Genomic DNA, 20,971 nt, shown 5'->3' with positions numbered 1-20,971 from the left:
TGGACGGAGGGCCCGCACCCCATGGGGTGCGGGCCCTCCGTCCATGACTGCCGCGCTCAGTGCGCCGCGGGTACGAACGTGGCGAGGTCCGCAGCGAGCTCCTCGTGCACCCGTGCCTTGAGCAGGGTGCCCTCGGACGTGTGCTCCTCGGAGATCACCTCGCCCTCGGCATGCACCCGGGAGACCAGTCCGCCCTGGGTGTACGGCACGAGCGCCTCGATCTCGACCGACGGCCTCGGCAGTTCGCTGTCGATGAGCGCGAGCAGCTCGTCGATCCCCGCACCGGTCCGTGCCGACACCGCGATCGCGTGCTTCTCGTTGCGCAGCAGCCGCTGGAGAACCAGCGGATCGGCCGCGTCCGCCTTGTTGATCACCACGATCTCCGGCACGTTCAGCGCGCCCACCTCGCGGATCACCTCGCGCACCGCGGCGAGCTGCTCCTCCGGCACCGGGTGCGAGCCGTCCACCACGTGCAGGATGAGATCGGACTCGCCGACCTCCTCCATGGTGGAACGGAACGCCTCGACCAGGTGGTGCGGCAGGTGCCGCACGAACCCGACGGTGTCGGCGAGCGTGTAGATCCGGCCGCTCGGCGTCTCGGCCCGGCGCACGGTCGGGTCGAGGGTGGCGAACAGTGCGTTCTCCACCAGCACGCCCGCACCGGTCAGCCGGTTGAGCAGCGAGGACTTGCCCGCGTTGGTGTAGCCCGCGATGGCGACGGAAGGCACCTTGTTGCGCTTGCGTTCCTGGCGCTTGATCTCGCGGCCGGTCTTCATCTCCGCGATCTCCCGGCGCATCTTCGCCATCTTCTCGCGGATCCGCCGCCGGTCCGTCTCGATCTTGGTCTCACCGGGACCACGGGTCGCCATGCCGCCACCGCCGCTGGAACCGCCGCCGCCCATCTGACGGGACAGCGACTGACCCCAGCCGCGCAGGCGCGGCAGCATGTACTGCATCTGCGCCAGCGAGACCTGCGCCTTGCCCTCACGGGACTTGGCGTGCTGGGCGAAGATGTCGAGGATCAGGGCGGTCCTGTCGACCACCTTGACCTTGACGACGTCTTCCAGGTGAATCAGCTGGCCGGGGCTGAGCTCACCGTCGCACACGACGGTGTCCGCCCCAGTTTCGAGAACGATGTCGCGCAGCTCGATCGCCTTGCCGGAACCGATGTAGGTGGCCGGGTCGGGCTTGTCGCGGCGCTGGAAGACGGCGTCGAGCACCTGGGCCCCGGCCGTCTCGGCAAGTGCCGCCAGCTCGGCGAGGGAGATCTCCGCGTCATGCACCGTGCCCGAGGTCCAGACACCGACGAGCACCACGCGCTCCAGGCGCAGCTGCCGGTACTCGACCTCGGTGACGTCCTCGAGTTCGGTGGAGAGTCCCGCCACACGCCGCAGTGCGGCGCGGTCGGAGCGGTCCTGCTGATCGCCGTCCCGCGCTCCGTCGATCTCGTGGCTCCAGGCGACGTCCTCTTCCATCAGGGCGTCGGCCCGAAGGCTTTCGGTGAGGCTCTCGGTGACGTTCTCCGTGGCACTCTGCGCGTCCTGCGCGTCCTGGGGAAGGGAAGAAGAGGAGGTCATTGGATCCTTACGTCGAGAGGAGTGGGATACATCAGTCACAACGCGTGACCTCCCTGGATGATTCCCTCTGGGGGATTTCTCCGGTCCGGCGGGCGTGGCGACCCGTCGATAGTGGCACGGCGGGCCCTGCCCGTCACGCGGGTTTCCCGCTCCCGCGCGGTGTCGTAGTGCGCCAGTCCGGATGCCCCGGCATCGCCGGTGTCTTCTTCCCGTACAGCCAGCCGTCGAAGAACGCGGTCAGGTCGCGTCCGGCCACCCGGGACGCCAGGCCGGTGAAGTCGGCCGTGGCGGCGTCGGAGTCGCGGTGCTTCCTCACCCAGAGCCGCTCCAGCCGTTCGAAGGCACCGCTGCCGATCTGCTGGCGGAGCGCGTACAGGACCAGTGCGCTTCCGTCGTACACCACGGGCCGGAACAGACTGATCTTCTCGCCGGGCGCCGGCGCGGCGGGCCGGGCAGGTGGGCCCCCCACGGCCCGCCAGCCGTCCGAGCGGGTGTAGGCGTCGCGCATGCGGCGCTCCAGCGACTTGCCGGCGTGCTCCTCGGCGTAGCGCGCCTCGTACCAGCTGGCGTGTCCCTCGTTGAGCCACAGATCGGACCAGGTCCGCGGCGAGACGCTGTCGCCGAACCACTGGTGGGCCAGCTCGTGGACCATGACCGAGTCGACGTACCACTCGGGGAAGCCGCCGTCGGCGAACAGACGGCGCTCGAAGAGGGAGAGGGTCTGGGTCTCCAGCTCGAATCCGGTCTCGGTGTCGGCGATCAGCACGCCGTAGTTCTCGAACGGGTAGCGGCCGACCTGCTTCTCCATCCACTCCAGTTGCCCGGGCGTCTTCTTCAGCCACGGTTCCAGCTTCTCCCGGTCGGCGGCCGGCACGACGTCGCGCACGGGCAGCCCGTGCGGACCGGTGCGCTCGACGACGGTGGACCGGCCGATGCTGACCTGGGCCAGTTCGGTGGCCATGGGGTGGCCGGTGCGGTAGGTCCAGGTGGTGCGGTCCCCGTGCCGGACGCGCCCGGTCCGCTCACCGTTGGCCACCACGGTGAGCTCCTGCGGGGCGGTGACGCGGAAGGTGAAGTACGCCTTGTCCGCGGGGTGGTCGTTGCCGGGGAAGACGCGGTGCCCGGCGTCGGCCTGGTTGGCCATGGCGAGCCCGTCGGCGGTCCGCACCCAGCCCCCGCTGTCCTGCTCGCCCGAGGGGTCGCTGGTGTGGCGGACGGTGATGCGCAGCGGCACTCCTGCGGGGAGGCTGCCCGGCGGCTCGATGATCAGGTCCTCGCCCTCGGCCGCGAAGTCGGCGCGCAGGCCGTTGACTTCGACGGAGCGGACGGTTCCGCGGGTGAAGTCGAGATTGATCCGTTCCAGCGGCTCGGTCGTCCGCGCGTCGATGGTGGTGACCGCGTCCAGCGGTTCGGTGTTGCGGCCCCGGTAGCTGAGGCCGATGTCGTAGGCGAGTACGTCGTATCCGGGGTTGCCGAGGTGCGGGAAGAGCGGGTCCCCGATGCCGAGGGGCACCGGTGCGGGCAGGGTGGCGGCAACGAGGGTGGCCGACGCGGCGGCCAGCAGGGCGGCCCGCAGACGGCGGGAGAGGAACGGCATGGACTACGGCTACCAGCGCGGCCCCCGCCGTACCGGGACGGCGCGCGCCGCGCCACCCGAACGAGAACCGCCGTGGCGGAGGTGGGGGGCGACGGATCAGATCGCGGCGGCCGGGTGCTGGGCACGGCTCACGTCGTACACCCCCGGTACGTCACGCATGGCGCGCATCAGCGCGGGCAGGCCGGCGGCGTCGGGGAGCTGCAGGGTGTACGTGTGGCGTACGCGCTGCTCGCTGGGGGGTTCGACGGTGGCGGAGATGACCGCCGCGTCCGCGCCGGCGATCGCCTCGGTGAGGTCCGCGAGGAGCCGGGGCCGCCCGAAGGACTCCGCGACCAGGGTCACCCGGCATTCGGCCACGTCCCCCCAGCTCACGACGACCGGCACCCGGCCGACGGCCTCCATCTCGGCCACGACCGGACACTCCAGCCGGTGCACGGTGACCGCGCCGCCGCGCACCGTGAACCCGGTGACGTCGTCGGGGGGTACGGGGGTGCAGCAGCCCGCGAGGCGCACGGTGGTGTCGGGCCGCTCGACGACGGCGCTCACAGTGCGGCCGGCCGTCCCGGCGGACACGGACCGCGCGGGCCGGGCGGACCGGTCGGGCTGCGGGCCGGGCCCGCTGCCGTCGGGCGCGCTTGCGGCGGCGGTTTCCGTGTCCTGGGGATGGGCGTCGAGCCAGCCGGTGATGGCGATGCGGGCGGTGGGCGTCCGCGCGTGGTCGAGCCAGCCGGGCGAGGGCCCGGACGCGGCGTCCTCGGCGAGGAGCGGCTGGACCGTGTCGCCGTCGCCGAGCACGGTGCTGAGCGTGGCCAGCCGGCCGTTCACCCGGGCCCCGATACAGCTGTGTGCGGCGTCTCCGTACTGCGCGTAGGCGGCGTCGACGCAGCTGGCGCCCGCGGGCAGGCCGAGCGTGCCGCCGTCGGTGCGGAAGACGGTGATCTCGCGGTCCTGGGCGAGGTCGGCGCGCAGGGTGGTCCAGAAGGTGTCGGGGTCGGGGGCGGACTGCTGCCACTGGAGGAGCCGGGAGAGCCAGCCGGGGCGGGTGGGGTCGGCCCGTTCGCCGTCGGCGGGTTCGGTGCTCGGTGCCGTGCCGTCGGCGGCGTACGGATTGCCGAGCGCGATGACACCGGCCTCGGCGACCTTGTGCATGCGGTGGGTGCGGATGAGGACTTCGGCCACCTCGCCCTCAGGGCCCACGACCGCGGTGTGCAGCGACTGGTACAGGTTGAACTTGGGTGAGGCGATGAAGTCCTTGAACTCCGAGATCACCGGGGTGAAACAGGTGTGGAGCTCACCGAGGACGGCGTAGCAGTCGGCGTCCTCGGCCACGAGCACCAGCAGGCGTCCGAAGTCGCTGCCGCGCAGTTCGCCGCGTTTGATCCGGACACGGTGCACGGAGACGAAGTGGCGTGGCCTGACAGCCACTTCGGCGGTGATGTCGGCCTCCCGCAGCACCGAGGCGACGTTGCCCGCGATGGCGGTGAGCGGGTCCGCCTCAGCGGTCGCGGCGGAGATGACCACGCAGGTGTGTGCGTACTCCTCGGGATGGAGGATCGCGAAGACGAGGTCCTCCAACTCGGTCTTGAGCGCCTGCACACCGAGCCGTTCCGCGAGGGGGATCAGCACGTCGCGGGTGACCTTCGCGATCCTGGCCTGCTTCTCGGGGCGCATCACGCCCAGGGTGCGCATGTTGTGCAGCCGGTCGGCGAGCTTGATCGACATCACCCGCACGTCGTCGCCGGTGGCGACGAGCATCTTGCGGAAGGTCTCGGGCTCGGCGGCGGCCCCGTAGTCGACCTTCTCCAGCTTGGTCACGCCGTCGACGAGGTAGCAGACCTCCTCGCCGAACTGCTCCCGCACCTGGTCGAGGGTCACCTCGGTGTCCTCGACCGTGTCATGCAGGAGGGACGCGGTCAGGGTGGTGGTCTCGGCGCCGAGCTCGGCGAGGATGAGGGTGACCGCGAGCGGGTGCGTGATGTACGGCTCGCCGCTCTTGCGCATCTGTCCGCGGTGCGAGCTCTCCGCGAGCACGTAGGCCCGGTGCAGCACCGAGAGATCGGCGTCGGGGTGGTGGGCCCGGTGCGCCTCGGCGACATGGCCGATGGCGTCCGGCAGCCGGTCCCGGGAGACCGGGCCGAGCAGGGCGACCCGGCCCAGCCTGCGGAGATCGATCCGGGGACGGCCCCGCCTGCGGATGGGAGCACCTGAGTTGGTGGCCTCTGCGCTCATGGGGCACCTCCGGCAACGTCGACCGGCGGTGGGAAGGTGCGGTCGCGCCTCCGGGCCGGTGCTTGATGCTACCGACCCCACCACGTGGCGGAGTCCGGCTCTCGCCCAGCGTGAAACGGATCACCCATTCGAGCGAAGCCCTGCCCGTTCAGCGTTTCGATCTTCGGACCGACCGGCACATGGGGGCGGCGGGTCCTACCCGTTCAGCGTTTCGAGCCAGACCGGATCGATCATGCCCTCGGCGACAATGACGGCCGCTCCGGTCATCTCGATCTCGCCGTCCGGGTGCTCGGTGATCACCAGGCTGCCGCCCGGCAGATCGACGGTGTACGTGACCGGGGCCCCGGTCTCCCCCGGGTCCGCCGCGTCCCGGCGGGCCGCGGCGACGGCCACGGCACAGGCGCCGGTGCCGCACGAGCGGGTCTCGCCGGAACCGCGTTCGTGGACGCGCATCGCGACATGGCGGGGCCCGCGGTCCACGACGAACTCGATGTTGACCCCGTCGGGGTAGACGGCGGCAGGGGCGAACGAGGGCTCGCTGAACAGATCCCCGGCGTGCGCCAGGTCGTCGACGAACGCGATCGCGTGCGGATTGCCCATGTTCACGTTGCGGGCTTCCCAGCTGCGGCCGCCGACGGTGACGGTGACCCCGTCGCCGGGCAGCAGGGCGCGGCCCATCGAGACGGTGACGTCGCCGTTCTTGGCGAGGTGCACCTTCTTCACGCCACCGCGGGTGGCCACGGCGAGGTCGCCCTCCTCCACGGCGCCGGCGCGCTGCAGGTAGCGGGCGAAGACCCGCACGCCGTTTCCGCACATCTCGGCGACCGAACCGTCGGCGTTGCGGTAGTCCATGAACCACTCGGCGTCGTCCGCCATCGCCTGCGCCTCGGGGTGCGTGGCGGACCGCACGACGTGCAGCAGACCGTCGCCGCCGATGCCCGCGCGGCGGTCGCACAGGCGGGCGACGAGGGACGCGGGCAGGTCGAGGGCGTTGTCCGGGTCGGGAACGATCACGAAGTCGTTCTCGGTGCCGTGGCCCTTGAGGAAGGCGATCTGCGAGGTGGTCACAGGACAACTGTACGAGGCCGCACCGACAGCGCGGCGAACCGGCCCGCCGGACGCGGAGGGGCGCCCGGACCTGTCCGTCAGCCCCGAAGTCGTGCCACGCGCCAGACCGCCAGCGCGACCAGTGCGGCGCACACCGCCACGTACAACGCGACCACACGCCAGTCGGCCCGCTCCCCGGAACCCCTGGACGGCAGCCCCGGCCAGGTGTGCCCGACGCGGCGGGCGGCCATCATGCCCCAGCCGGCGGCGCAGCAGCTGATCAGCAGTCCCAGCATGGCGACCACCGGGCCGCCGTCGCCCACCTCGAAGGCGAGCGGGAAGGCGAACATCAGCGATCCCAGCGCGGCGAGCATGACGATCGGCGCGAGCTGCCAGATGCGCATCCGACGGGCGGGACGGAGCTCGACCTCGACCTCGGGGGTCACAGCGAGCTCATCGGGCCCGTCGGGGCTCAGGCGTCCTGCGTCGTGCTGCGTGTCCGGTGCGTCTTGTTCTGTGTCGCGAGGGCCGGCCTCCATCGCCACGCGCCCTCCCAACTCGGACTCCACTGGTCGATCGATGCTCGATGATGGCACGCCGCAGGTCGCCGAAATGACGGGCAGGGCTTCCCGATGCCATCACGTGATCAGGCTGTAACCGCTCGTTCGACCAACGCCAGCGCCCGGCCCGGGAGTTCCCCGCGGTGCTCCGCGGCACCGTTCAGCCACTGGACGCGCGGGTCGCGGCGGAACCAGGAGTCCTGGCGGCGCGCGAAGCGTTTGGTGGCGCGCACGGTCTCGGTACGCGCCTCGTCCTCGGTGCACTCCCCGGCGAGGGCGGTGAGCACCTGCTGGTAGCCGAGCGCCCGGGAGGCGGTGCGGCCTTCCCGCAGCCCGCGCGACTCCAGGTCGCGCACTTCGTCCACGAGGCCGGCCTCCCACATCCGGTCGACGCGCACGGCGATGCGCTCGTCGAGCTCGGGGCGCGCCACGTCGACGCCGATCTGGACGGCGTCGTAGACCGCGTCGTCACCGGGGAGGTTGGCGGTGAAGGGTTTGCCGGTGATCTCGATGACCTCGAGGGCCCGCACGATGCGCCGGCCGTTGCTCGGCAGGATCGCGCGGCCCGCCTCGGGGTCGGCCGCGGCGAGCCGCTCGTGCAGCGCTCCGGAGCCGTGCTCGGCCAGCTCCGCCTCCAGCGCGGCCCGGATGCCGGGGTCCGTACCGGGGAACTCCAGGGCGTCGATCGCGCCCTTCACGTACAGACCGGAACCGCCCACCAGGACGGGTGTGCGGCCCTCGGCGAGCAACCGGTCGATCTCGGTGCGGGCCAGGCGCTGGTACTCCGCGACGCTGGCGGTCTCGGTGACGTCCCAGATGTCCAGCAACCGGTGGGGCACGGAGTCGCGCTCGGCGAGTGTCAGCTTGGCGGTGCCGATGTCCATCCCCCGGTAGAGCTGCATGGAGTCGGCATTGACCACTTCGCCCCCGAGCTGCTGAGCGAGGAACACCCCCAGGTCGGACTTTCCGGCTGCGGTGGGACCGACGACGGCGATGACCCGCGGTGCGGGAGCTGGACTTCTCACTGCCACAGTCTCGCAAACCTCGTGGCCGTTCCCGAATGGACGACGCAGAGGGCCGTGGGGCGGCCCGCACAGTGACGCGGCGCCTAGTAAAATGGCGTCTACATATGGGTGGTTTCTCATGGTTCTGCCGTTTGTCCTCCAGGACCGCCGATGCCGCGGCCGGGAGAGTACGGGACAGCGCGGCGGGTATCGGGACCGGAGAGAGCACGCGCACGCAGCCCCCCAGCAGAGAAGGTGTCCGATGGGCTTCATGGACAATTTGAAGGCGAAGCTGAGCCCGGCGAAGGACAAGGTGAGCGACCTCGCGCAGCAGCACGGGGACAAGATCGACCAGGGGCTCGACAAGGCCGCGCGGACGGTGGACGCGAAGACCAAGGGCAAGTACAGCGACAAGATCGTGACCGGCACGCAGAAGGCCAAGGAGGCCGTGGACAAGCTGTCCCAGAAGGACGGGGGCGGTACGCCGCCCACCCCGGGCAGCACTCCGCCGCCGCCCGCTTCCTGACACCCGGAGCGGCAGAACAGAACACACGACGGCCGTGGAGCGGCGCCGCTCCGCGGCCGTCGTGTGTTCTGTTCTGCCTGCGGGAGCCGGCCCTCCGGTGAAGGCGACCGGGGTGCGGTCAGGACCAGGCCGCGACCATGTAGCCCACGCCGTACGGCGCGTCGTCGTACAGCAGCCGCCCGTCGAGCCCGGCACCTTCGGCCGCTCCCGCGAGCACCTGCCAGGGCGCGCGGCCCGCAGCCTTGAGTTCGTACGCCAGCGCCTCGTCCAGGGCGATCAGCGCGGCCGTGTCCGCCGCGCCCAGCGCCCGCGAGGCCTCCGCGTCGAACCCGGCGGCGCGCTCGTCCAGGTAGCCGGGCGACTTCAGGGTGCGGCAGGCACTGCCGTCGCCCATCACCAGCAACGCGACCCGGTCCGCGCGCGTGGCCAGCGCACGCCCCGTCTCCGTGCAGCGGCCGGTCTCCAGCGGCTCCCCCACCCCGAGCGCCTCGACCGGGGTGCCCGCCCATCCGGTGCGGGCCAGCAGCCACGCGCCGACCGCGAGCGACGGGGCGAGCGGGCGCTCGGCGACCGTGCCGAGATCGCGCCCCAGCCGTACGTCGAGGTCCACGCCGAACTCCTGGAAGCCGCCGGTGGCGCCCTCGGGATGGGGGCCGCGGCCCGCGAGGTCCGCGGGGCCGATCACGATCAGCAGATCGGGCCGGGACGCCGCGAGGACGCCCAGGGCGTCGGTGCACGCGGTCCTGGCTGCATCGAGCTCGGGCGCGGCACCGGCGGCGACGTCGGGGACCAGCAGCGGCGGACAGGGGCAGACAGCGGCGGCGACAAGCATGAGGGGCAGCGTACTGGCCCGCCGCCCGCCCCCGTACGGGAGCCCGCAACGCCCGTCAGTCGCAGCCGCAGCCCGGTGCCGAGGCGGCGGGCAGCGGCGCCGGGGCGCCGATCCCGGGCAGGCCGAGCATGACGCCGGCCGGCTTGGCGGCCGCGGCGGCGGTGCGCTTCTCCCAGGCGTCCCCCGAGCGGGTCCGCCGCACCCCGAGGGGCGCACCCTCGGCGAGCAGGTGGTGCGGGGCGGCGTAGCTGATCTCGACGGTCACCACGTCGCCCGGCCGTACGTCCTGGTCGGGCTTGGTGAAGTGGACCAGGCGGTTGTCGGGGGCGCGGCCGGACAGCCGGTGTGTGGCACCGTCCTTGCGGCCCTCGCCCTCCGCGACCATGACGTTCAGCGTGCGGCCGACCTGCTTCTTGTTCTCCGACCAGGAGATCTCCTCCTGGAGGACGGACAGGCGCATGTACCGCTCCTGGACGACCTCCTTGGGGATCTGCCCGTCCATGTCGGCTGCGGGGGTTCCGGGGCGCTTGGAGTACTGGAAGGTGAAGGCGTTGGCGAAGCGCGCCTCGCGGACCGCGTGCATGGTCTGGTCGAAGTCCTCCTCGGTCTCACCGGGGAAGCCGACGATGATGTCGGTGGAGATCGCGGCGTCCGGCATCGCGGCCCGCACCTTGTCGATGATGCCGAGGAAGCGTTCCTGCCGGTACGAGCGGCGCATCGCCTTCAGGACCGTGTCCGAGCCCGACTGCATCGGCATGTGCAGCTGCGGCATCACGTTCGGCGTCTCGGCCATGGCCGCGATCACGTCGTCCGTGAAGTCGCGCGGGTGCGGGGAGGTGAAGCGGACCCGTTCCAGGCCCTCGATCCGCCCGCAGGCGCGCAGCAGCTTGGAGAAGGCCTCGCGGTCGCCGATGTCGGAGCCGTACGCGTTGACGTTCTGGCCGAGCAGGGTGATCTCGGAGACGCCCTCGGCGACCAGCGCCTCGATCTCGGCCAGGATGTCGCCGGTCCGGCGGTCCTTCTCCTTGCCGCGCAGCGCCGGGACGATGCAGAAGGTGCAGGTGTTGTTGCAGCCGACGGAGATCGAGACCCAGGCAGCGTACGCGGACTCGCGGCGGGTGGGCAGCGTCGAGGGGAACGCCTCCAGGGACTCGGCGATCTCGATCTGCGCCTCCTCCTGGATACGGGCGCGCTCCAGCAGCACGGGCAGCTTGCCGATGTTGTGCGTACCGAAGACGACGTCGACCCAGGGGGCCCGTTCGACGATGGTGTCGCGGTCCTTCTGTGCGAGGCAGCCGCCGACCGCGATCTGCATCCCGGGGCGTTTCGTCTTCATCGGGGCGAGCCGGCCGAGGTTTCCGTAGAGCTTGTTGTCGGCGTTCTCCCGCACCGCGCAGGTGTTGAACACGACGACATCGGCGTCGCCGTCGGAGCCCTCGGGCGCCCGCACGTAGCCGGCGTCCTCCAGCAGCCCCGACAGCCGCTCGGAGTCGTGGACGTTCATCTGGCACCCGTAGGTGCGCACCTCATAGCTTTTTCTGACGTCCACTGCTTCGCTCCGGTTGCCGCTGCTCATGCGACAAGGGTAGGCGCTGCACGGACACCTCCCGCCGCGGGCGGCTTCCGGCCGCCGGGACGGGTGGGCAGATCCGACGGCGGCCCTGGCCAGGGCCGGGAAACACCTGGCAGGATCGCCGCCATGCTCCCGGCTCTGTCCCGAATCGGCCGGCGTCGCTCGCTGCGTGCGGGCGCCGCCCTCGTCGTCGTGCTCGGACTGCTGCTCTGGTGGCTGCTCCCCCTCGGGGATCCGGCGCCGACCGGGACGCTGAAGTTCAGTACCGGGGTGCGCAGCGGCGTCTACGAGCGCTACGGCGAGCGGCTCAAGGGCGCACTCGCCAAGGATCTTCCCAAGGTCTCGATACAGCTGCAGACCAGCGAGGGCTCGCAGCAGAACATCGCCCGGGTGGCGACGGGCAAGGCCGATTTCACCATCGCCACCACCGACGCCGTCGCCACGTATCTCCGGGGTCACAAGCCGGGTGCCGACCGGCTGCGCGGCTGTGTCCGCCTGTACGACGACTACATACAGCTGGTCGTGAAGCGGGGCTCGGACATCCGCAAGGTCGCGGATCTGCGCGGCAAGACGGTCGCGGTCGGACAGCCCGGGTCCGGGGTCCGGCTGGTCGCCGACCGGCTGATGACGGCTGCGGGGCTGGACCCCGTCGCCGACGTCACGGCCGTTCCGGCGGGCATCGACACGATGCCGGAACTACTGGAGGACGGCCGGCTCGACGCGTTCTTCTGGTCCGGCGGGCTGCCGACCACTGCGGTCGCGGATCTCTCCGCCCGGTTCTCGATCCGGCTGGTTCCGCTGGAGGACGCGCTCATCAGGCAGCTGCAGGCGGCCGGCGGGTCCACCCGCTTCTACCGTTCGGCCGTGATGCCGGCCGACGCGTACGGCAACGCGCAGCAGGGGCAGGCCGTGCCCACGGTCGCGGTCGCCAACGTGCTGGTGACCACGGACCGTACCGACGCGGCGATGACGGAGGCGTTCACCCGGACCGTGATCGACAGCCGGGACCGGATCGGGCGCGAGGTGCACGCCGCGCAGTTGGTGGACCTGCGGACGGCGATCTACACGGATCCGCTGCCGCTGCACGAAGGGGCCAAGCGCTACTACCGCTCGGTCAAGCCCTGAGGGGCCCCACCATTCGGTCCAAGCCCTCAGGCCCCCCTTCGGTCCGAGCCCTGAGACCTCCCCCCGCAGGCCCGGCTCCTCAGCCCTGCGGCCCGTTGCGCGGCACCGAGACCGTCACGCGCAGCCCGTGCGGATCGTTGCGCGCACAGGAGAGCGAGCCGTCACTCGCGGCGAGGAGTGCCTTGGAGATGGAGAGGCCGAGGCCCGACCCCCGTACGTTCTGATGCTGGGAGCTGCGCCAGAAGCGGTCGCCGACGCGCTCCATCTCCTGCTCGGTGAGCCCCGGTCCGCCGTCCGCGACGACCACGGTGACGGACGCGGCATCGGAGGCGACCGTGATCCGGACCTCCTCGTCCTCGGGGGTGAACTTGAGGGCGTTGTCGATGATGGCGTCGAGTGCGCTGGACAGGGCGATGGGGTCCGCCCAGGCGGTGACGGCCCCGATGCCGTCCGCCCGCAGCCGTACGCCCTTCTCCTCGGCCACCGGCCGCCAGGAGGCGACCCGTTCGGCGCTGAGGGCGCCTATGTCCGTGAGCTGCAGATCGGCGTCGGCGTGCTCGGCCAGTGCCAGGTCGAGCAGGTCGTCGAGGACCTGGCCGAGGCGCTTGCCCTCCGTACGCACGGAGGCGATCTCCTCGTTGCCCTCGGGGAGTTCGAGGGCGAGCAGCTCGATCCGCAGCAGCAGGGCGGCCAGGGGGTTGCGCAACTGGTGCGAGGCGTCGGCCACGAAGGCGCGCTGCTGCTCCAGCACGTCCTCGACGTTGTCGGCCATCTCGTTGAACGAGCGGGCCAGGCGCCTGAGTTCCGGAGGGCCGCCGGAGGCCGCCACCCGGGACCGCATCCGGCCGCTGGCGATGTCGTGGGCGGCGGCGTCCAGTGTCCGCACGGGGAGCAGCACCCAGCCGGTGAGCCGGTTCGCGGCGCCGACGGCCACCAGCATCGCGACCACCTCACCCGCGGCGATCACCAGCCAGCCGCGGAGCGTGGCGGCGCGCATCTGGCCGGTGGGCGAGTCGATGACGACGACGGCGATCACGTCACCGTCCCGCACGACGGGCGAGGCGACGACGACCCTGCCGTCCTGCCAGGGCCAGACCTGGGGCGGATCGTGGCTGCGGCGGCCGAGCAGTGCCTCCTTGAACGCCTCGCGGCCCTCACCCTCGACGGGCAGCCGCCAGGACCCCGGAGCCTTGGCCATCGCGGAGTCGTCGCGGTAGAAGACGCCGGCCCTGATGCCGTACACGGAGTCGTACGTCTCCAGCTCGGTCTGGAGTGTGCGGCGCCGTTCGTCGTAGCCGCTGGTGCGTTCGGTGATGAACTGGGCGAGCGCGGCGAAGCGTGCCGTGTCGTCGATGCGGTCGATGACCACACCCTGCTGCCGGGCCGCCGCCACACTGACGGCCAGCGGGAAGCCGAGCGCGAGCAGGACGCCCGCCATGAGGACGATGAGCAGCGGAAGCAGCCGGGTGCGCAACGGGAACGTACGCCCTCTACGCGACCGGCGCGACGAGGCGGTAGCCGACCCCGCGCACGGTCTCGATCAGGGCGGGCAGCCGCAGCTTGGAGCGAAGGGAAGCGACATGCACCTCCAGCGTGCGCCCCGTCCCCTCCCAGCTCGTACGCCACACCTCGCTGATGATCTGCTCCCGGCGGAACACCACACCGGGCCGCTGGGCGAGCAGTGCGAGCAGGTCGAACTCCTTGCGGGTGAGCTGGACCTCGCTCCCGTCGACGCTGACCCGGCGGGTCGGCAGCTCGATGTGCACATGTCCCAGGCGCAGTGCGGCGACGGGCGTGGGCGCGGTGTCCTCGGTGCCCGTCTTGCGCCGGCTGACGGCGTGGATACGGGCCAGGAGCTCGCCGGTGTCGTACGGCTTGGTCACGTAGTCGTCGGCGCCGAGGTTGAGCCCGTGGATCCGTGAGCGGACGTCGGCCCTCGCCGTCACCATGATCACGGGTACGGAGCTGCGCTTGCGGATCTTCCCGCAGACCTCGTTGCCGTCCTGGTCGGGGAGGCCCAGGTCGAGGAGCACGACGCCGAAGGGTTCCGTATCGGCGGGCAGGAGCGCCTGCAGGGCCTCCTCGCCGCTGCGGGCGTGTACCACCTGGAAGCCGTGCCGGGCGAGGATCGCGGACAGGGCGGCGGCGACGTGGTTGTCGTCCTCGACGAGCAGCAGTCTCATGGCCCCCCTCTCCGGACGCGCGTTGTTCGTACGGTCACGTACACCTCGGGTTACTTCCCCGTACCGGGGCGTTTCACGTCAGGGTGTACCAGAGCATCCACTCCGATGACGGGGGGCCAGTCAAGTGCCCGCCTGTTGCATCCGGGTTTCCGTTATGCACCCGGTACGCCCCGAGGCCCGGAAAGGCGCCCTGTTCACGCGGAGTGTCCGGTTGCGGCCGGATCGTTATGCTCAATTTCCGCTCAGATGTAATGACGCTGGTCGCACTGCGTCACTAAGGTCCTTCCCAACCGAGGAGGACGGAGCATTAAGCCGATGAGCGGAGTTTCAGTGACCAAGGGCGCCGAGGACGCTGCACCCGCGGCCGGCGACGACCTGGTCGTGCTGAGCAACGTCAACAAGCACTTCGGCGCGCTGCATGTGCTCCAGGACATCGACCTGACGATCGCCCGCGGCGAGGTCGTGGTCGTCATCGGGCCCTCCGGGTCCGGGAAGTCCACGCTGTGCCGCACGATCAACCGCTTGGAGACGATCGACTCGGGCGCGATCTCGATCGACGGAAAGCCGTTGCCCGCGGAGGGCAAGGAGCTGGCGAGGCTGCGTGCCGATGTCGGCATGGTCTTCCAGTCGTTCAACCTCTTCGCGCACAAGACGGTGCTCGAGAACGTGACGCTCGGCCAGCTCAAGGTCCGCAAGACGGACAAGAAGGCTGCCGAGGACAAGGCGCGTTCACTGCTCGACCGGGTGGGCGTCGGAACCCAGGCCGACAAGTACCCCTCCCAGCTCTCCGGCGGCCAGCAGCAACGTGTGGCGATCGCGCGGGCGTTGGCGATGGACCCGAAGGTCATGCTCTTCGACGAGCCGACCTCCGCGCTCGACCCGGAGATGATCAACGAGGTGCTGGAGGTCATGCAGCAGCTCGCCCGAGACGGCATGACCATGGTCGTCGTCACCCACGAGATGGGTTTCGCCCGTTCCGCGGCGAACCGGGTCGTCTTCATGGCGGACGGAAAGATCGTCGAAGAGGCCACGCCCGACCAGTTCTTCAGCAACCCGCGCAGTGACCGGGCCAAGGACTTCCTGTCGAAGATCCTTCACCACTGATGGAGCCTTCGGCGCCGGTCTCCGGACCGGCCGATCACTCACATCGCGTCAACTCTAGGGAATTTCACCATGCAGCTTCGTAAGGTCACCGCCGCCTCGGCCGCCGTGCTCGCCCTCGCCCTGACCGCCACCGCCTGTGGTTCCGACGACAAGGACGACTCGGCCGGGTCGGGCGGCGGCAAGAAGATCACGATCGGCATCAAGATCGACCAGCCGGGTATCGGCCTGAAGACCCCGGACGGCAAGTACACCGGCTTCGACGTCGATGTCGCCACGTACGTCGCCAAGGAACTGGGCTACGCGGCCGGGGACATCACGTTCAAGGAGACCAAGAGCGCCGACCGTGAGACGGCGATCGAGCGCGGTGACGTGAAGTTCATCGCCGCCTCGTACTCGATCAATGACGAGCGGCTGCAGAAGGTCGACTTCGCCGGCCCCTACCTCCTCGCCCACCAGGACATCCTGGTCCGCGCGGACGATGCCTCCATCAAGTCGCCCGAGGACCTGAACAACAAGAAGCTCTGCTCGGTCACCGGCTCGACCTCGGCGAAGAACGTGAAGGACAAGCTTGCCCCGAAGGCCCAGCTCCAGGAGTTCGGCGGCTACTCGGAGTGCCTGACCGGCCTGGAGAACAAGGTCGTCGACGCACTGACCACCGACGACAGCATCCTGGCCGGCTACGCCTCGCAGGATGCCAACAAGGGCAAGTTCAAGCTGGCCGGCTTCAAGATGACCAACGAGAACTACGGCATCGGCCTGAAGAAGGGCGACGCCGACCTCAAGAAGAAGATCAACGACGCGCTGACCAAGATGGTCTCGGACGGTTCCTGGGAGAAGGCCGTGACGGCCAACTTCGGTCCGGCGGGCTACAAGAACGAAGAGGCCCCGAAGATCGGCAACGTCGTCAAGTGAAGCAGGGCTGACCGGGCGCGCCGCCACTGAGGGCGGCGCGCCGTGCCCTCCTACACGCGGAAGCGCGGGAGATCGTGTTCGACTTTCTTGATGGTTACGACCTGCTTGGGGCGTTCTGGGTGACGGTGCAGCTCACCGTCTACTCCGCCCTCGGCTCCCTCATATGGGGAACGCTGCTGGCCGGCATGAAGGTCAGCCCGGTCCCCCTGATGCGCGGCTTCGCGACCGGCTACGTCAACGTGGTCCGGAACATTCCGCTGACCGTGATCATTATCTTCGCGTCGCTGGGTCTGTTCCAGACGCTCGACATCAAGCTCGGTGCCAGTGACTTCACCGACATCAACTTCAGGCTCGCGGTGCTCGCCCTGAGCGCGTACACCGCAGCGTTCGTCTGCGAAGCACTGCGCTCCGGCATCAACACGGTGCCGGTCGGTCAGGCCGAGGCTGCGCGCGCTCTCGGCCTCAGCTTCGCTCAGGTACTGCGGCTGATCATCCTCCCGCAGGCCTTCCGTTCGGTCGTCAACCCGCTCTCCAACGTGCTGATCGCGCTGACGAAGAACACCACGGTGGCTTCCGCGATCGGCGTGGCGGAGGCCTCGTACCTGATGAAGGGCATGATCGAGGCGGAGGCCCAACTGCTGCTGATCGCGGCCACCTTCGCCTTCGGATTCATCGTTCTGACCCTCCCCACCGGCCTCCTTCTCGGCTGGGTGAGCAAGAAGGTGGCGGTGAAGCGATGAGCTCCGTCCTCTATGACGCCCAGGGACCGCGCGCCAAACGGCGCAACATCCTCTACACGGTCCTGTTTGTCCTCGTCGCCGCGGTCGTGGTGTGGTGGGTGTACGACGGCCTCGCCTCCAAGCACCAGCTCGACTGGATCAAGTGGAAGCCCTTCTTCACCAGCTCCCAGCCCTGGGAGACGTACATCTGGCCCGGGCTCTGGAACACGCTCAAGGCGGCGTTCTTCGCGCTGATCATCGCGCTGCCACTGGGCGCCCTGTTCGGTATCGGCCGGCTGTCGGACCACCGGTGGATGCGGGTGCCGTCCGGTGTGGTGGTGGAGTTCTTCAGGGCCATTCCCGTACTGATCCTGATGATCATCGCGAACGCGGTGTACTCCGAGTACACGAACATCAGTACCGACACCCGTCCGTTGTACGCCGTGATCACCGGACTGGTGCTCTACAACGCGTCGGTGCTCGCCGAGATCGTGCGGGCGGGCATCCTGACCCTTCCGCAGGGGCAGACCGACGCAGCCAAGGCGATCGGGATGCGCAAGGGCCAGACCATGGTCTTCGTGCTGCTGCCTCAGGCGGTCACCGCGATGCTCCCCGCGATCGTCAGTCAGCTCGTGGTGATCGTGAAGGACACCGCCCTGGGCGGCGCGATGATGACGTTCCCCGAGCTGCTGGCGTCGGTCCGGCCGATGGCCGCGAACTACGGCGCGAACACCATCGCGTGCTTCACGATCATCGCCGTGATCTACATCGCGCTGAACTTCACCCTCACCTCGTTCGCGAGCTGGCTGGAGCGGCGGCTGCGGCAACGGAAGAAGAGCGACGGCAAGAAGGGCGCACCGACGACGGTCGGTGAGCCGGTGCTCGTCATGGACTCGGCGTCCACCTGACGGCTCGTCGACAGATGCCCGCGAGGGGCGGGGGCGCATGAGCCCCCGCCCCTCGCCGCGTTCCGGTGTCACTTGACGCACGCACCCCCAGTAGGTTGCATACGTTCTGTGATCGCGCCCCGAGCCTCCGCCGCCGCATCTCCTTCGACGCCGCCCTCCGTCTCAGGGGCCGTCCCGGCCTCCTCCCCCTTCCCGTGCGCCTCCGCGCGTCCGGCCACAGGTGTTCCGGGGGCCTCGCCGTGGACCCGGTGATCGTCGTCGGGGCCGGGCCGGTCGGCCTGGTGCTGTCGCTCGCCCTCGCGGCGCAGGGCGTGCCCTCCGTGCTCCTCGACGAGGACCCGGGCAAGGACGAGACACGTCCGGCCCGCACGGTCGTGCTGCGCGAGGACACCGCCGACCTGGTGGAACGGCTCGGCTGCAAGACGCTCGAGGACGAGGGCCTTCGCTGGTCCGGCTGGCGCTCCATGCGGCGCAGGCAGCTCGTACGCGAGTTGCCGCTCGGCGAACGCTCTCCCGCCGGCGACTTGCCGGCCGCCCCCGTCCACGTTCCGCAGCACGCTCTGGTGCGGGGGCTGCGGGACGCGGTGGCCGCGCAGGAACTCGTACAGACGGCGCGGCTCAGCCGGATCGACACGCTGGAGCAGGACCCCGACGGCGTCACGGTGCACACCCGGGAACCCGGTTCGACCTGGTGGCGCGGGAGTTACCTGGTGGGCTGCGACGGGGCGCGGTCCACCGTGCGCAAGCTCCTCGACATCCGGTTTCCCGGGCGTACGGCGGTGGAGCGGCATGCCGTCGCCGCGCTGCGCACCGAGCTCCCCTGGCCGGGGGAAGCCGTCCTTCACCGGCTGCCGCCCTGGCGCACCGGCGGCGCCGAGGTCACCGCGCGACCGCTGCCGGACGGCGTCTGGCGCCTGGACTGGCTGCTGCCGCCGCGCGGTGAGCTCGTCACGCCGGACGTGCTGGTCACCCGGGTCCGGGACACCCTGGAGGGCTGGTGCGGCGAGACGCCCCCGTACGAGCTGCTGGATACCGGCGTCTACACGCTCCACCACCGGCTCGCCCGGCGGTGGCGGGTCAAGCGGACCTTCCTGGCCGGGGACGCCGCCCATCTGCTGGGCGCTCTCGGCACCCAGGGGCTCGACGAGGGGCTGCGGGACGCCGAGAACCTGGCGTGGAAACTGGCACTGGCCTGGCACCACGGCGCGTCCGAGGTGCTCCTCGACAGCTACCAGGCCGAACGCCGGGCCGCCGTCGCCTCCCGCCTGCGCGCCGCCGACCAGTCGCTGCCGATACTGCGGGGCGGCGGAGGTCTGCGGACCCTGGTCCCGGGGAGCGCACGGGGGCACGATTCACTGCTGACCGACGGACATCTGGGCTGCGGCCCACTCGGTGCGCCCCCGTCCTACTCCCATTCCCCCCTTGCGCCCCCACGCGCCGAGGCGCACACCTCGGTGGGTACGCCCCCCGGTGCGCCGGTCGCCGATGTGCGGGTCACGGCGCCGGACGGAACTGCCGTACGGCTACGTGAGCGGCTGGGGCAGGGGCATCTGCTGGTGGTGCTCGTCGCGCCGGGGACCGGGGTCTGGGACCGGCGGCACTGGATGCGGGCCGGGCTCATGCCGCGGCTCGTCGAGACGGTCGACGCCCTCCCGGTGAAGGCCGAACTGCTGGTCGCCGAGAGCTATCCGGGTGCTTCCGCGCACACGGTGCTGCTGGTCAGGCCGGACGGTCATCTCGTGGAGTCGTTCGGCGGGGTCCGGCCGGCGGAGCTCCGCGCGGCGGCGGACGCGGCCCGCGGCGGCGCGGCACTCGCTTCCGTACGCTCCGACCGCACCGCAGACGTCAATTGACCGACGCAGGCGCGCATGGTCTACTCCGGAACATGACCGACACCGATGTGCGCCTGTGGCGGAGGGTCCATATGGACCTGCTCCGCTATGCGGGCTGCGTGTGTCGCCCGTCCTGCTGAATCGCCTTCCTCCGCTCCGCCGCGCGCTGTGACGTGCGGCCGGGGCGTCCACGCGAACTCTCAGGACGGTCCCTGTGTCTGCTTCCCCCTCCCCTGCGCCTGTACGCACGTCCGCCGGTCCGACCGCTGCGGAACTGCTCGACTTCGTCCGCCGTACCGCCGCCGACACCGCACTCGTCGCCTCGCTCCCCCTCGACCCCGAGGGCCGTACCTGGATCCGGCTCGACGGGCCCGGCGGCAGCGAGGCCTGGCTGATCGGCTGGCCGCCCGGCACCGGCACCGGCTGGCACGACCACGCCGACTCGATCGGCGCCTTCCTCACGGCGGCCGGCACGCTGAAGGAGCACTCACTCGCGGCGCGGCTGCCCACCGACGGCTGGAAGACCCTGGAGCTGGCCGAGGACATCGACCGGTCACGGGAACTGGCGGCAGGCCAGGGCAAGGCATTCGGCCGCCACCATGTCCACGAGGTGCTGAACGAGTCCGCCACGGAGCACGCCGTCTCCGTCCACGCGTACTACCCGCCGCTGCCGCAGATCCGGCGCTACAGCCGCATCGGCGCGGTGCTCCGCCTCGAGCAGACCGAACGCCCGGAGGACTGGCAGTGAGCGACGCACGGCACGACGGCGACGACCGGGTCGGGATCGACGAGCTCCTGGAGCGGGTCCGGGACGGGTACGAGCGGCTCGGACCGCAGGAGGCGAAGGCTGCGGCCGAGGACGGCGCGCTCCTCGTGGACATCCGCTACGCGGAACTGCGGGCACGTGACGGGTTGATTCCGGGGGCGCTGGTCGTCGAACGCAACGAACTGGAATGGCGGCTGGACCCGCAGGGCAGCCATCGCGCGGCGGAGGCCGTGAGCCACGGTCTGCGGGTGGTGGTGATCTGCGACGAGGGGTACGCGTCGAGCCTCGCCGCCGAGTCCCTGCACCGCCTCGGGCTGTACCGGGCGACGGACCTCATCGGCGGCTTCCATGCCTGGCGTGCGGCGGGGGGGCCCGGGGGGGGGGGGGCCGGGGGCCCCCCCCCCCCGGGGGGGGCCGCCCCCCCCGGGGGGGGCCCCCCCCCGGGGGGGGCCCCCCGGCCGCCCCCCCCGGCCCCCC

At 70.9% G+C, this 20,971-nt stretch carries 19 protein-coding genes and 1 pseudogene; 10 read left to right on the top strand and 10 right to left on the bottom strand.

The features are described from left to right. Positions 1 to 56: 56 nt before the first annotated feature. The 6 genes from hflX to miaA all read right to left on the bottom strand — a co-directional run bounded on the left by hflX (position 57) and on the right by miaA (position 8,035). The gene (hflX, locus tag ACIBJG_RS00100; protein ID WP_399302257.1) at positions 57 to 1,577 is read right to left on the bottom strand and encodes a GTPase HflX; all 1,521 of its coding nucleotides are present in this window, start codon (positions 1,575 to 1,577) and stop codon (positions 57 to 59) included. Positions 1,578 to 1,710: 133 nt separating this feature from the next. Continuing rightward, complete coding sequence (locus ACIBJG_RS00095) at positions 1,711 to 3,174, bottom strand: M1 family metallopeptidase (protein ID WP_399302255.1); 1,464 nt, start codon at positions 3,172 to 3,174, stop codon at positions 1,711 to 1,713. 96 nt (positions 3,175 to 3,270) lie between these two features. After that, a complete protein-coding gene (locus ACIBJG_RS00090) occupies positions 3,271 to 5,403 on the bottom strand; it encodes a RelA/SpoT family protein (protein WP_399302253.1) in 2,133 nt (710 codons plus the stop codon). A 195-nt stretch (positions 5,404 to 5,598) separates the two neighbouring features. Further along, positions 5,599 to 6,471: a diaminopimelate epimerase gene (dapF, locus tag ACIBJG_RS00085; protein WP_399302251.1), complete on the bottom strand. Its 873-nt coding sequence runs from the start codon at positions 6,469 to 6,471 to the stop codon at positions 5,599 to 5,601. Positions 6,472 to 6,548: 77 nt separating this feature from the next. Next, on the bottom strand, positions 6,549 to 6,989 hold the full coding sequence (locus tag ACIBJG_RS00080; protein ID WP_399302249.1) for a hypothetical protein: 441 nt from the start codon (positions 6,987 to 6,989) through the stop codon (positions 6,549 to 6,551). Between the two features lie 107 nt (positions 6,990 to 7,096). Then, positions 7,097 to 8,035 carry a tRNA (adenosine(37)-N6)-dimethylallyltransferase MiaA gene (miaA, locus tag ACIBJG_RS00075; protein WP_399302247.1) on the bottom strand — a complete coding sequence of 313 codons (939 nt, stop codon included), beginning with the start codon at positions 8,033 to 8,035 and terminating at the stop codon, positions 7,097 to 7,099. 241 nt (positions 8,036 to 8,276) lie between these two features. On the opposite strand from miaA, the gene ACIBJG_RS00070 reads away from it, so the two are divergent. Continuing rightward, complete coding sequence (locus tag ACIBJG_RS00070; protein ID WP_399302245.1) at positions 8,277 to 8,540, top strand: antitoxin; 264 nt, start codon at positions 8,277 to 8,279, stop codon at positions 8,538 to 8,540. Positions 8,541 to 8,658: 118 nt separating this feature from the next. Here the strand turns inward: ACIBJG_RS00070 and ACIBJG_RS00065 are convergent, their stop codons facing one another. Both ACIBJG_RS00065 and miaB read right to left on the bottom strand, forming a co-directional pair. Next, on the bottom strand, positions 8,659 to 9,372 hold the full coding sequence (locus tag ACIBJG_RS00065) for a class III extradiol dioxygenase subunit B-like domain-containing protein (RefSeq protein ID WP_399302243.1): 714 nt from the start codon (positions 9,370 to 9,372) through the stop codon (positions 8,659 to 8,661). 55 nt (positions 9,373 to 9,427) lie between these two features. Further along, the gene (miaB, locus tag ACIBJG_RS00060) at positions 9,428 to 10,948 is read right to left on the bottom strand and encodes a tRNA (N6-isopentenyl adenosine(37)-C2)-methylthiotransferase MiaB (protein WP_399302241.1); all 1,521 of its coding nucleotides are present in this window, start codon (positions 10,946 to 10,948) and stop codon (positions 9,428 to 9,430) included. Between the two features lie 123 nt (positions 10,949 to 11,071). On the opposite strand from miaB, the gene ACIBJG_RS00055 reads away from it, so the two are divergent. Beyond that, entirely contained in the window at positions 11,072 to 12,070 is a 999-nt protein-coding gene (locus ACIBJG_RS00055) for a TAXI family TRAP transporter solute-binding subunit (RefSeq protein WP_399302238.1), read from the top strand. A gap of 79 nt (positions 12,071 to 12,149) precedes the next feature. On the opposite strand, the gene ACIBJG_RS00050 is transcribed toward ACIBJG_RS00055, so the two are convergent. After that, on the bottom strand, positions 12,150 to 13,544 hold the full coding sequence (locus ACIBJG_RS00050) for a sensor histidine kinase (RefSeq protein WP_399302236.1): 1,395 nt from the start codon (positions 13,542 to 13,544) through the stop codon (positions 12,150 to 12,152). Positions 13,545 to 13,560: 16 nt separating this feature from the next. Further along, on the bottom strand, positions 13,561 to 14,253 hold the full coding sequence (locus tag ACIBJG_RS00045) for a response regulator transcription factor (protein ID WP_399302234.1): 693 nt from the start codon (positions 14,251 to 14,253) through the stop codon (positions 13,561 to 13,563). 315 nt (positions 14,254 to 14,568) lie between these two features. On the opposite strand from ACIBJG_RS00045, the gene ACIBJG_RS00040 reads away from it, so the two are divergent. The 8 genes and pseudogenes from ACIBJG_RS00040 to ACIBJG_RS00005 form a co-directional block, all read left to right on the top strand. Beyond that, on the top strand, positions 14,569 to 15,357 hold the full coding sequence (locus ACIBJG_RS00040) for an amino acid ABC transporter ATP-binding protein (protein ID WP_219571647.1): 789 nt from the start codon (positions 14,569 to 14,571) through the stop codon (positions 15,355 to 15,357). 69 nt (positions 15,358 to 15,426) lie between these two features. Continuing rightward, positions 15,427 to 16,269 carry a glutamate ABC transporter substrate-binding protein gene (locus tag ACIBJG_RS00035; protein ID WP_399302232.1) on the top strand — a complete coding sequence of 281 codons (843 nt, stop codon included), beginning with the start codon at positions 15,427 to 15,429 and terminating at the stop codon, positions 16,267 to 16,269. Between the two features lie 74 nt (positions 16,270 to 16,343). Then, positions 16,344 to 17,009, top strand: a complete 666-nt coding sequence (locus tag ACIBJG_RS00030) for an amino acid ABC transporter permease (protein WP_399302230.1) — start codon at positions 16,344 to 16,346, stop codon at positions 17,007 to 17,009. After that, entirely contained in the window at positions 17,006 to 17,896 is an 891-nt protein-coding gene (locus ACIBJG_RS00025) for an amino acid ABC transporter permease (protein ID WP_399302228.1), read from the top strand. The genes ACIBJG_RS00030 and ACIBJG_RS00025 overlap by 4 nt, the downstream gene beginning before the upstream one ends. A 239-nt stretch (positions 17,897 to 18,135) precedes the next feature. Next, positions 18,136 to 19,749: an FAD-dependent monooxygenase gene (locus tag ACIBJG_RS00020; RefSeq protein WP_399302226.1), complete on the top strand. Its 1,614-nt coding sequence runs from the start codon at positions 18,136 to 18,138 to the stop codon at positions 19,747 to 19,749. A gap of 32 nt (positions 19,750 to 19,781) precedes the next feature. Then, positions 19,782 to 19,868, top strand: coding sequence for a putative leader peptide (locus ACIBJG_RS00015; protein ID WP_311307652.1), 87 nt, complete (start codon positions 19,782 to 19,784; stop codon positions 19,866 to 19,868). Positions 19,869 to 19,942: 74 nt separating this feature from the next. After that, entirely contained in the window at positions 19,943 to 20,476 is a 534-nt protein-coding gene (locus ACIBJG_RS00010) for a cysteine dioxygenase (protein ID WP_399302225.1), read from the top strand. Continuing rightward, positions 20,473 to 20,868 (top strand): annotated as a pseudogene (locus ACIBJG_RS00005) (rhodanese-like domain-containing protein); the annotation flags it as partial. The gene ACIBJG_RS00010 and the pseudogene ACIBJG_RS00005, both read left to right, overlap by 4 nt. Positions 20,869 to 20,971 lie beyond the last annotated feature (103 nt).

Origin of the sequence: Streptomyces sp. NPDC050422, assembly GCF_044458665.1 — a bacterium.
Lineage (GTDB): Bacteria > Actinomycetota > Actinomycetes > Streptomycetales > Streptomycetaceae > Streptomyces.
The sequence above is the reverse complement of the archived record's forward strand: the minus strand, read 5'-3'. Positions and strand labels throughout refer to the sequence as shown.

What these genes read in the sequence shown, in the direction of transcription:
- hflX (WP_399302257.1), bottom strand. Translation starts at nt 1,577, where the DNA reads ATGACCTCCTCTTCTTCCCTTCCCCAGGACGCGCAGGACGCGCAGAGT.
- ACIBJG_RS00095 (WP_399302255.1), bottom strand. Translation starts at nt 3,174, where the DNA reads ATGCCGTTCCTCTCCCGCCGTCTGCGGGCCGCCCTGCTGGCCGCCGCG.
- ACIBJG_RS00090 (WP_399302253.1), bottom strand. Translation starts at nt 5,403, where the DNA reads ATGAGCGCAGAGGCCACCAACTCAGGTGCTCCCATCCGCAGGCGGGGC.
- ACIBJG_RS00080 (WP_399302249.1), bottom strand. Translation starts at nt 6,989, where the DNA reads ATGGAGGCCGGCCCTCGCGACACAGAACAAGACGCACCGGACACGCAG.
- ACIBJG_RS00070 (WP_399302245.1), top strand. Translation starts at nt 8,277, where the DNA reads ATGGGCTTCATGGACAATTTGAAGGCGAAGCTGAGCCCGGCGAAGGAC.
- ACIBJG_RS00065 (WP_399302243.1), bottom strand. Translation starts at nt 9,372, where the DNA reads ATGCTTGTCGCCGCCGCTGTCTGCCCCTGTCCGCCGCTGCTGGTCCCC.
- miaB (WP_399302241.1), bottom strand. Translation starts at nt 10,948, where the DNA reads ATGAGCAGCGGCAACCGGAGCGAAGCAGTGGACGTCAGAAAAAGCTAT.
- ACIBJG_RS00055 (WP_399302238.1), top strand. Translation starts at nt 11,072, where the DNA reads ATGCTCCCGGCTCTGTCCCGAATCGGCCGGCGTCGCTCGCTGCGTGCG.
- ACIBJG_RS00045 (WP_399302234.1), bottom strand. Translation starts at nt 14,253, where the DNA reads ATGAGACTGCTGCTCGTCGAGGACGACAACCACGTCGCCGCCGCCCTG.
- ACIBJG_RS00040 (WP_219571647.1), top strand. Translation starts at nt 14,569, where the DNA reads ATGAGCGGAGTTTCAGTGACCAAGGGCGCCGAGGACGCTGCACCCGCG.
- ACIBJG_RS00035 (WP_399302232.1), top strand. Translation starts at nt 15,427, where the DNA reads ATGCAGCTTCGTAAGGTCACCGCCGCCTCGGCCGCCGTGCTCGCCCTC.
- ACIBJG_RS00025 (WP_399302228.1), top strand. Translation starts at nt 17,006, where the DNA reads ATGAGCTCCGTCCTCTATGACGCCCAGGGACCGCGCGCCAAACGGCGC.
- ACIBJG_RS00015 (WP_311307652.1), top strand. Translation starts at nt 19,782, where the DNA reads ATGACCGACACCGATGTGCGCCTGTGGCGGAGGGTCCATATGGACCTG.